The organism is uncultured Paracoccus sp., from assembly GCF_937873615.1.
GTDB lineage: Bacteria > Pseudomonadota > Alphaproteobacteria > Rhodobacterales > Rhodobacteraceae > Paracoccus.
On sequence record NZ_CALMYP010000059.1, the window covers coordinates 1 to 8,111 of the forward strand.

Sequence of the window (8,111 nt, forward strand, 5' to 3'; positions counted from 1 at the left end):
TCGATGCCGACGGCAACCGGGTCGAGCAGTTCGAGCCGGGGCTGATCGCCTATGCGCGGGGCGGCAAGGACATCCGCTTCAACCAGCCCGCCGCCACCGGCGGCTACGGTGAATACAAGCGCGCCAGCCTGCACACCATCTCGGCCGGGTTCCGCGTGCCCTACGAGCTGCTGACCGGAGACCTCAGCCAGGTCAACTATTCCTCGATCCGGGCGGGCCTCGTCGAGTTCCGCCGGATGATCGATGCTGTCCAGTGGCAGCTCTTCATCCCGATGCTCTGCGCCCCGGTCTGGCGCTGGTTCACGGAAGCCGCATGGGCGGCAGGCCAGATCCCCACGCCGGACGTGCCAGTCGAATGGTCGCCGCCGAAGTTCGAGGCGGTCGACCCACAGAAGGATGCACTGGCGAACCTGCTCTCAATCCGCTCGGGCACCATGACCCTGGCCGAGGTAATCGCGAAGCAGGGCCGCAACCCGGATGCGGTTCTGGCGGAAATCGCCGCGACCAATGCCAAGCTGGATGCCCTCGGCCTCGTCCTCGACAGCGACCCGCGCCGCGTCACCAAGACCGGCAGCGCGCAAACCAGCGATCCGGCCGCCGACCCTGCCGCCGATCCGGCTGGATCCCCATCCACTGCACAGGAGTAACAGGGCCATGCCCGAGACCATCATGGCGGCCCCGGTCGCCCTGCCAATGCAGCTGCGGCGCGCGCCCATCCTGCCCGCGACCGTGAATTCCGAGGCGCGTTCGGTTGATGTGGTATTCACCACCGGCGCGGCCGTCCGACGGCGACGCTGGACTGGCTGGGACACCTCCGTGCCCTTCGACGAAATCCTCGAGGTCAGCGACAGGGCGGTGGACCTGACCCGCCTCAATGCCGGTGCCCCGGCGCTCGACAGCCATTCGGTCTGGTCCTCGCATTCGCAGGTGGGCGTCGTCGAACGCGCCTGGATCGAGGGCAAGGAAGGCAAGGCCACCATCCGCTTTCCCCGCGACGGGCTCGACCAGGCCGCCGACCGCATGTTCGGCCTGATCAGCGACGGCATCATCCGCAACGTCTCGGTCGGCTATTCCATCGAGCGGGTGAAAGTGGTGGAGCCCGCCGCGAAGGGCGAGGTCGAGCAGCGCATCGTCGAGCGCTGGACGCCGCTCGAGGTCAGCTTCGTGACCGTTCCCGCTGATCCCCGCGCCCAGGTCCGCGCCGCGGATCAGGCCAGCTATCCCGTCGAGATCGTCGATACCCGCATGCAAAAGGAGGCATCCATGCCTGAGAGCACGACCACCGTGGCCGGGGATGTCCCCGCCTTGACCGAGACCCGCCAGCAGCCCGTCGCGGCCTCGGCGCACCCCGAACCGACCAGCGCGCGCATGCCGGAACCGGCTCCGGCGCCCGACAGCGAGGCCATCGCGACCAGCGCCCGCGAGGCTGAGCGCGACCGCGTCTCGACGATCTACGATCTGACCGGCCGCCTGAACCTCGAGCGCAGCTTCGCCGAGGATCTGGTGAAACGTGGGGTCAGCGTGGACGAGTCCCGCCGCCTGATCCTCGATCAGGTCGCCGCCAAATCGGACGAAACCCGCACCTTCCCGCACGTCTCCGTGCCGCTCGGCGGGCGTGACGAACGCATCACCCGCCGCGACGCGGTGGCCAATGCGCTCCTTCACCGCTACAGCCCGACGCTGTTCCCGCTTGAGGATGCCGCGCGCCAGTATCGCGGCATGACCCTGCTGGAACTGGCCCGTGAAAGCCTTGGCAATTCCGGGGTGAACACGCGCGGCCTGTCGCGTGATGAGGTGGCGACGCGCGCACTGCACTCGACCTCGGACTTCCCCGAGATCCTCTCGGCCGTCACCAACAAGACCCTGCGGCAGGCCTACGAGGCCTATCCCCGCACCTTCATGCTGTTCTGCCGCCAGGTGCTCGCCACCGACTTCAAGGCGATGCACCGGGTGCAGCTCGGCGAGGCGCCGCAGCTGCTGGAGGTCGGCGAGAGCGGCGAGTTCAAGCGCGGGACGCTCGGCGAGAGCAAGGAGAGCTACAAGGTCAAGACCTATGGCCGGGTGGTCGCGATCACCCGCCAGACGCTGATCAACGACGATCTCGACGCCTTCACCCGGATCCCGGCGATGTACGGCAACTCCATCGCCCAGCTGGAGTCGGACGTGGTCTGGGGGATCATCACCGCCAACCCGGCGATGGCCGACGGCAACGCGCTCTTCCACACCACCCACAAGAACCTCGCGGGCACCGGCGCGGCTCTCGATGTGAGCAGCGTCGGCGCGGCGCGAGCGGCGATGGCCAAGCAGACCGGCCTCGACAAGAAGACGGTGCTGAACGTCCGCCCCGCCTTCCTGATCGTGCCCGCCTCGCTGGAGCTGAAGGCCGAGCAGCTGGTCGCCCAGAACCTCGTGCCCGCCGCGACGTCCAGCGTCGTGCCGCAGTCGATCCGCACCCTCGCGCCGATCAGCGAGCCGCGCCTCGACGCCGCCAGCGAGACCGCCTGGTATCTGGCGGCCAGCCCGAACCAGATCGACACCATCGAGTACGCCTATCTCGAGGGCCAGCAGGGCGCCTACATCGAGACGCGCAACGGCTTCGACGTCGACGGCGTCGAGATCAAGTGCCGCCTCGACTTCGGCGCCAAGGCCATCGACTGGCGCGGCCTTTATAAGAACTCGGGCGCGTAAGGTCAGATGAGGCCGTAGAGATCGCGCCGCCCGTGCACTGCGCGGACGATCTCGATGTCGACGCCGACGATCCGGCAGAGCAGCAGGTAGGACCCGCTCACCAGATAGCGCAGCCCGGGGCGGATATCGTCCCGGGCCGGACCCATCTGCGGGTTGTCCACCAGGTGGCTGGCAACCTCGTCCAACCTGTCGAGCACACGATCGGCTGCGGACGGATCGTCCTCGGCGATGTGCGTCCAGATATCGATCAGGTCTTCGCGGGCCGCCCGCGTGAAGAGGATCCGCGGCATGCGTGTCAGGACGCGCTTCTGCGGCTGCGGGCCTCGCGCTTGATATCGGCCATGGTCAGCCCCGGCTCGGCGCGGCCGCTGGCGAGTCCTGCGTCCCAGAGTTCACCCACGACCCGCCGCGCCCGCCACTCGCGCAGCGCCTCGCGGACCACTTCGCTCGACGAGGCATAGGCGCCGCTGCCCACGGCCTCCTGCAGAAGGGCGGCATGCTCGTCGGTGATGGAAATGCTGATCTTGCCGGCCATGTCCGATCCTCCTGCCGCCAAGGTAGGAAAAATTCGCACCACGCGCAACTATCACCAGAAGGGACACCCCGATGAAAAACTACGTCCAGCCCGGCAATACCATCACCCTGACCGCACCCTATGCCGTCGCCTCGGGCGATGGCCTGCTCGTCGGTGCTATCTTCGGCGTCGCCGCTGGCACCGCTGCCCTCGGCGAAACCGTCGAGGCCGCGCTCACCGGCGTCTACGACCTGAAGAAGGTCGCATCGCAAGCCTGGGCCGCAGGCGACAAGGTCTATTGGGACAACACCGCCAGGGAAGCGACCAAGACCACCACTTCGAACACCCTGATCGGCGTGGCCGTGGTCGCGGTGGCGGGCGGCGCAGGCGACACCATCGGCCGGGTGCGGCTGAACGCGAGCTTCTGATGAGCGCCTTCGCCGCCGCGCTCAGTGCGCTCTTCGCCAATCCCAACATCGGCCGGGACGCGGTCTACATCGCCGATGGCGGTGCGCCCGTCCTAGTGCGCATCGTCGCCCGGCGTGCAGACGCGGTCACCGACTTCGGCGATGCGCGGCTTTGGTCGGAAACCACCCGCGTCGACCTGCGCGTGGCCGAGGTGCCAGCCCCACGCCCCGGCGACCGCATCGAGATCGACGGCGACGCCTTCCTGATCCAGGGCGAGCCCGTTCGCGACCGTGAGTGGCTGGTCTGGACCGTCGACCTGCGCCCGGTTTGACCACGATGAAGCTCAAGCTCGACATCGATCCTGACATCGTGGCGATGATGGCGGCCGAGGTCGCGGCAGGGGAGCGGGCTGTATCGGCTGCGATCCGCGAGGCGGGGACAGGGCTGAAGGCCGCTTGGCGGCTGCAGATCACCGGTGCGGGCCTCGGGGTCCGGCTTGCCCGCACCATCCGGTCGGAGCAGTTCCCAAGGCGAAGCCCAGCCTCAACGCGGCGGCCATGGTCTGGTCCAACGCCCCGGTCATCGTCGGCGCCCACGACACCGGCCCGCTGATCCGCTCGAAGAACGGCTTCTGGCTGGCGATCCCCACACCTGCTGCAGGCAAGTCCCTGCGCGGCGGCCGGATCGCTCCTGGCGAATGGGAACGCCGCACCGGCCTGCGCCTGCGCTTCATCTATCGCCGTCGCGGGCCAAGCCTGCTGGTGGCCGAGGGGCGGCTGAACACCAAGGGCCGCGCCGTGGCGTCACGGTCGAAGACCGGCCGGGGCGTCGTCACCGCGCCGATCTTCCTGCTGGTGCCACAGGTCAAGCTGCCGAAGCGGCTGGACCTGGCACGGGATGCCGGCCGGGCGCACGATGCGGTGCCGGGGCTGATCGTGGCGAACTGGGTGGAGGCCAAGGTGTGATCACCACCCGCCCATCAGTAGCCTGCCTCGCGCTGATGGCGCACGGCCAATACGACCGCCGTCTCGCCGTCGAACCGATAGAGCGACACATAGCCACTGTCGCCAAAGGTGATGAACCACTCGCGGAATTCCGGGGCCATGTCCTCGACCGGCCGCCCGGCACCGGGCTGATCGCGCAGGATGTTCATGCCTTCGCGGATGGATTTGGCCGCACGGCGGGCGGCCTCAGGATTCTTGTCGGCAAGGAAGCGATAGAGCCGCTCGACATCCCGCAGGGCTGCGGGCGACCAGATCAGTCGTGGCATTCGGGAGCAGCCGCCGCTTTGCCTGCTTCCAGCTTGGCAAGCCAGGCATCGGCTTCGTCATGGGTGACGTGCTTGCCGGTCGACTGAAACTCTTCCCATGCCTGTAACCCCGCTTGCCGGAACGCCTCACGCTTCTCTTCGCGCTCGACGAATTGCGCGACGGCCTCGCGCAGCATCCAATGGGTCGAGCGGTCCTTGGCATCCGCCAACCGCTTGAGGCGTTCGCGGGTATCCTGATCGAGCTTCACGGCGATGGGGCGGACGGCGTTCATGGGTACGGCTCCGGGTGAGTATTCATGGGTATTACCTTTAGCATATCGCTGACTGTCGCAGAAGTCACAATTGAGCCAAGGGCCGCCGAATGCCAACTTCTCGCGAAACCATCCTCGCCGCGCTGCACGCGCGGCTGTCGGCGCTGCCCGCCACCGCCCTGCGCGGCGACGTGCTGCCCGAGCGCGTGCCCGCCGCGGGTCTGCTGATCCTGCGCGACGGCGAGCCGGGGGATCCCGAGGTCACGCTCTCGCCGTTGCGCTACCACTACCAGCACCGGGCCGAGATCGAAGCGGTCGTGCAGGGTGCCACCCGTGACGCCGCCTTCGACACGCTCTGCGCCACTGTCGGCGCAGCGCTTGCCACCGACCGCACACTTGGCGGCCTCTGCGACTGGGTTGAGGCGGAAGCGCCGCGCCCGGTCGATCTGGCCGTGGAGGGTGCTGCCAGCCTGAAGGCGGCGGTGATCCCGGTCGTCCTGCACTATTCCACGGCCGACCCGCTGGCCTGACACCCTTCACCACAGGAGACTACGATGGCACGAGCCCATGGGGCGCGGGCGCAGATGGCGCTTGCGTTCGAGACTGTCTACGGCACCCCGCCCACCTCTGGCTATCGCACGGTGCCCTTCGCCAGCACCACGCTCGGCTCCGAACAACCGCTGATCGCCTCGGAACTGCTGGGCCAGGGGCGCGACCCGCTGGCCCCGATCAAGGACGCGGTCACCGCCGACGGCGATGTGGTGGTGCCGATCGATGTCGAGAACCTTGGCCTCTGGCTGAAGGCGGCCTTCGGTGCGCCTGTCACCTCCGGCACGACGCCGAAGACCCACACCTTCCAGTCCGGCAACTGGACGCTGCCGAGCATGGCCATCGAGACGGCGATGCCCGAGGTGCCGCGCTATGCGATGTACAGCGGTTGCGTTTGCGATCAGCTTTCGTGGCAGATGGCGCGGTCGGGGCTGCTGACGGCGACAGCGCGGCTGGTGGCGCAGGGTGAAAGCGTGGCAGCGGCCACGGCGGCCGGTACGCCGACCGCGCTGGCACTGCAGCGGTTCGGGCATTTCAACGGCGCGATCACGCGCAACGGCTCGCCCCTCGGCAACGTCATTTCCGCCGAGGTGACCTATTCCAACGGGCTGGACCGGATCGAGACCATCCGCTCGGACGGTCGCATCGAAGGGGCAGACCCCGGCATGGCTGCGCTGACTGGCCGAGTGGAGGTCCGTTTCGCCGACAGCACGCTGATCACGCAGGCCATCGACGGCACGCCTTGCGAGTTGCTCTTTGCCTGGAGCCTTGGCGCAAACGCCAGCTTCACCTTCACCGCCCATGCCGTCTACCTGCCGCGCCCTCGGATCGAGATCCCGGGCCCACAGGGCATCCAGGCCACCTTCGACTGGCAGGCCGCCAAGGCCGCCAGCCCCGCCCGGATGTGCACCGCCGTCCTCGTCAACACCGTCGTGAGTTATTGAACATGATCAGACTGAACCTGACCGCAACCCCTTCGTGGCTGACCCTCGCACCCGGCCTTCGCCTGCAGGTCGCACCGCTGACCACCGCCTTGATGGTCTCGGCCCGCGCCGACCCTGCCATCGAAGCCCTGCCGAACACCGCCACCCAGGAGGAAATGGCGCTCGCTATGGCTAAGGCCGTTGCCCGCCGCGCGGTCCTGGATTGGGAGGGGGTCGGCGACGACGCGGGCAACATCGTCCCGGTCTCGCCCGAAGGCATCGATGCCCTGCTGGAAATCTGGCCGGTCTTCGAAGCGTTCCAGACCCAATACGTCGCCAAAGGCCTGATCCTGGACGCGGAAAAAAACGTCTCCGCGCCCTTGCCGAATGGTCCTTCGGCGGGGGCGACCGCTACTGCGCGGCCTGCGAGGGGCGCTGCCCCGACTGCCCTGCAAGACTGAACCGGCCGCAGACGGAAGATGGCTGGCAGGTCTGGGATCTGGTTGGCCGACTTGGTGGGCAACTGCGGGTGATCCCCGGCGCGGTGCTGGGCTGGGACATGGGCGCTGCCCTCGCGCTGGCGCAGGCGCTGGGCATCAACACCCTGATCGCCGCCGAGCTGCTGCCCGAGATCGAGGCGGTGATGGTGCGCAAGCTCAACGAACAGATCGGAGACGGCCATGGCTGAGAAAAGGGTCAGTGTCCGGCTAGTCGCCGAAGGCGGCCGTCAAGTCCGTGCCGAGCTGGAAGGGATTGGCGAGGCGGGCACGCGCGGGTTTGGCCGCCTTTCGTCGGAGATGGAGCTCGCCAACGCCCGCCTCGGCAGCTTCGCCCGCAAAGCCGGGATCGCATTGGCCGCCATTACCGCTGCCGCCGCAGCGGCTGGCGTGGCGATGGTCCGTTCGGGACTCGACGTGATCGGTGCGCAGGCGGACATGGCTGCTTCGCTCAGGACGACGGTCGAGAGCCTGCAGGTGCTGACATGGGCTGGCGAGTTGGCCGGGGTATCGATGGGCGAGATCGAACAGGCCACCAAGAAGCTGACCACGCGGCTGTCGGAAGCGGCGGCCGGATCGGGATCAGCAGTGGGGGCGCTGCAGCGGCTGAACCTGACAGCCGCGGAGTTGCAGGCGCTGCCGCTCGATCAACGCATCGCGGCCATTCAGGACGCCTTGGCCCGTTATGTCCCGGAGGCCGAACGCGCCGCAGTGGCATCCGATCTCTTTGGTGATCGCGCCGCACTGGCGTTCCTGCGCATCGACGCCGCCACCTTACGGGAAGCGGCACAGGACGTGCAGGATTTCGGTGTGGCGGTGAGTGCGGCCGATGCGGCGCAGATCGAACGCACTGGCGATGCGATCGCCAAGCTCAGCCTGATCTGGCTGGGCCTGACCAATCGTCTGACCGCCGCCGTCGCCCCAGCGCTGGAAACCGTGGCGAACGCGCTGGCCGACATGGCGCGGGGCACGGGCCCCATCGGAGGCGCGATCACCGCGGTCTTCGACAAC

General features: G+C 68.1%; 12 protein-coding genes and 2 pseudogenes. 10 read left to right on the forward strand and 4 right to left on the reverse strand.

Features of this window, described 5'->3' with window-relative positions; all coding sequences use genetic code 11:
* Together Q0330_RS14420 and Q0330_RS14425 are read left to right on the forward strand one after the other, a co-directional pair.
* Positions 1 to 647 (forward strand): phage portal protein (locus Q0330_RS14420; protein ID WP_299480812.1); only part of this gene is annotated, 647 nt, incomplete at its 5' end.
* Between the two features lie 7 nt (positions 648 to 654).
* Positions 655 to 2,688: a prohead protease/major capsid protein fusion protein gene (locus Q0330_RS14425; protein WP_299480815.1), complete on the forward strand. Its 2,034-nt coding sequence runs from the start codon at positions 655 to 657 to the stop codon at positions 2,686 to 2,688.
* Between the two features lie 2 nt (positions 2,689 to 2,690).
* On the opposite strand, the gene Q0330_RS14430 is transcribed toward Q0330_RS14425, so the two are convergent.
* Both Q0330_RS14430 and Q0330_RS14435 read right to left on the reverse strand, forming a co-directional pair.
* The gene (locus Q0330_RS14430; protein WP_299480818.1) at positions 2,691 to 2,978 is read right to left on the reverse strand and encodes a type II toxin-antitoxin system RelE/ParE family toxin; all 288 of its coding nucleotides are present in this window, start codon (positions 2,976 to 2,978) and stop codon (positions 2,691 to 2,693) included.
* A gap of 5 nt (positions 2,979 to 2,983) precedes the next feature.
* Positions 2,984 to 3,223 carry a ribbon-helix-helix protein, CopG family gene (locus Q0330_RS14435; protein WP_299480821.1) on the reverse strand — a complete coding sequence of 80 codons (240 nt, stop codon included), beginning with the start codon at positions 3,221 to 3,223 and terminating at the stop codon, positions 2,984 to 2,986.
* A 71-nt stretch (positions 3,224 to 3,294) separates the two neighbouring features.
* On the opposite strand from Q0330_RS14435, the gene Q0330_RS14440 reads away from it, so the two are divergent.
* The 3 genes and pseudogenes from Q0330_RS14440 (at position 3,295) to Q0330_RS14450 (ending at position 4,575) form a co-directional block, all read left to right on the forward strand.
* Positions 3,295 to 3,630, forward strand: a complete 336-nt coding sequence (locus tag Q0330_RS14440) for a DUF2190 family protein (RefSeq protein ID WP_299480824.1) — start codon at positions 3,295 to 3,297, stop codon at positions 3,628 to 3,630.
* Positions 3,630 to 3,941, forward strand: coding sequence for a hypothetical protein (locus Q0330_RS14445; RefSeq protein ID WP_299480827.1), 312 nt, complete (start codon positions 3,630 to 3,632; stop codon positions 3,939 to 3,941). The genes Q0330_RS14440 and Q0330_RS14445 overlap by 1 nt, the downstream gene beginning before the upstream one ends.
* Before the next feature lie 5 nt (positions 3,942 to 3,946).
* A pseudogene (locus Q0330_RS14450) lies at positions 3,947 to 4,575 on the forward strand (DUF6441 family protein).
* A 14-nt stretch (positions 4,576 to 4,589) separates the two neighbouring features.
* Here Q0330_RS14450 and Q0330_RS14455 read toward each other — a convergent pair.
* Both Q0330_RS14455 and Q0330_RS14460 read right to left on the reverse strand, forming a co-directional pair.
* Positions 4,590 to 4,880: a type II toxin-antitoxin system RelE/ParE family toxin gene (locus Q0330_RS14455; protein WP_299480830.1), complete on the reverse strand. Its 291-nt coding sequence runs from the start codon at positions 4,878 to 4,880 to the stop codon at positions 4,590 to 4,592.
* Positions 4,868 to 5,152, reverse strand: a complete 285-nt coding sequence (locus Q0330_RS14460) for a CopG family ribbon-helix-helix protein (protein WP_299480833.1) — start codon at positions 5,150 to 5,152, stop codon at positions 4,868 to 4,870. Before Q0330_RS14460 ends, Q0330_RS14455 begins: the two co-directional genes overlap by 13 nt.
* Positions 5,153 to 5,241: 89 nt before the next feature.
* On the opposite strand from Q0330_RS14460, the gene Q0330_RS14465 reads away from it, so the two are divergent.
* From Q0330_RS14465 to Q0330_RS14485, 5 genes and pseudogenes are all read left to right on the forward strand, one after another.
* Positions 5,242 to 5,661: an acyl-CoA transferase gene (locus Q0330_RS14465; protein ID WP_299480835.1), complete on the forward strand. Its 420-nt coding sequence runs from the start codon at positions 5,242 to 5,244 to the stop codon at positions 5,659 to 5,661.
* Positions 5,662 to 5,685: 24 nt separating this feature from the next.
* A complete protein-coding gene (locus Q0330_RS14470) occupies positions 5,686 to 6,624 on the forward strand; it encodes a phage tail tube protein (protein WP_299480837.1) in 939 nt (312 codons plus the stop codon).
* A gap of 2 nt (positions 6,625 to 6,626) precedes the next feature.
* Positions 6,627 to 7,064 carry a hypothetical protein gene (locus tag Q0330_RS14475; protein WP_299480840.1) on the forward strand — a complete coding sequence of 146 codons (438 nt, stop codon included), beginning with the start codon at positions 6,627 to 6,629 and terminating at the stop codon, positions 7,062 to 7,064.
* A gap of 98 nt (positions 7,065 to 7,162) precedes the next feature.
* Positions 7,163 to 7,291, forward strand: coding sequence for a hypothetical protein (locus Q0330_RS14480; RefSeq protein ID WP_299480843.1), 129 nt, complete (start codon positions 7,163 to 7,165; stop codon positions 7,289 to 7,291).
* Positions 7,284 to 8,111, forward strand: a pseudogene (locus tag Q0330_RS14485) (phage tail tape measure protein); the annotation flags it as partial. The gene Q0330_RS14480 and the pseudogene Q0330_RS14485, both read left to right, overlap by 8 nt.

Coding starts and splice junctions, on each gene's coding strand:
- Q0330_RS14425 (WP_299480815.1), top strand. CDS start 655: ATGCCCGAGACCATCATGGCGGCCCCGGTCGCCCTGCCAATGCAGCTG.
- Q0330_RS14430 (WP_299480818.1), bottom strand. CDS start 2,978: ATGCCGCGGATCCTCTTCACGCGGGCGGCCCGCGAAGACCTGATCGAT.
- Q0330_RS14435 (WP_299480821.1), bottom strand. CDS start 3,223: ATGGCCGGCAAGATCAGCATTTCCATCACCGACGAGCATGCCGCCCTT.
- Q0330_RS14440 (WP_299480824.1), top strand. CDS start 3,295: ATGAAAAACTACGTCCAGCCCGGCAATACCATCACCCTGACCGCACCC.
- Q0330_RS14445 (WP_299480827.1), top strand. CDS start 3,630: ATGAGCGCCTTCGCCGCCGCGCTCAGTGCGCTCTTCGCCAATCCCAAC.
- Q0330_RS14455 (WP_299480830.1), bottom strand. CDS start 4,880: ATGCCACGACTGATCTGGTCGCCCGCAGCCCTGCGGGATGTCGAGCGG.
- Q0330_RS14460 (WP_299480833.1), bottom strand. CDS start 5,152: ATGAACGCCGTCCGCCCCATCGCCGTGAAGCTCGATCAGGATACCCGC.
- Q0330_RS14465 (WP_299480835.1), top strand. CDS start 5,242: ATGCCAACTTCTCGCGAAACCATCCTCGCCGCGCTGCACGCGCGGCTG.
- Q0330_RS14470 (WP_299480837.1), top strand. CDS start 5,686: ATGGCACGAGCCCATGGGGCGCGGGCGCAGATGGCGCTTGCGTTCGAG.
- Q0330_RS14475 (WP_299480840.1), top strand. CDS start 6,627: ATGATCAGACTGAACCTGACCGCAACCCCTTCGTGGCTGACCCTCGCA.
- Q0330_RS14480 (WP_299480843.1), top strand. CDS start 7,163: ATGGGCGCTGCCCTCGCGCTGGCGCAGGCGCTGGGCATCAACACCCTG.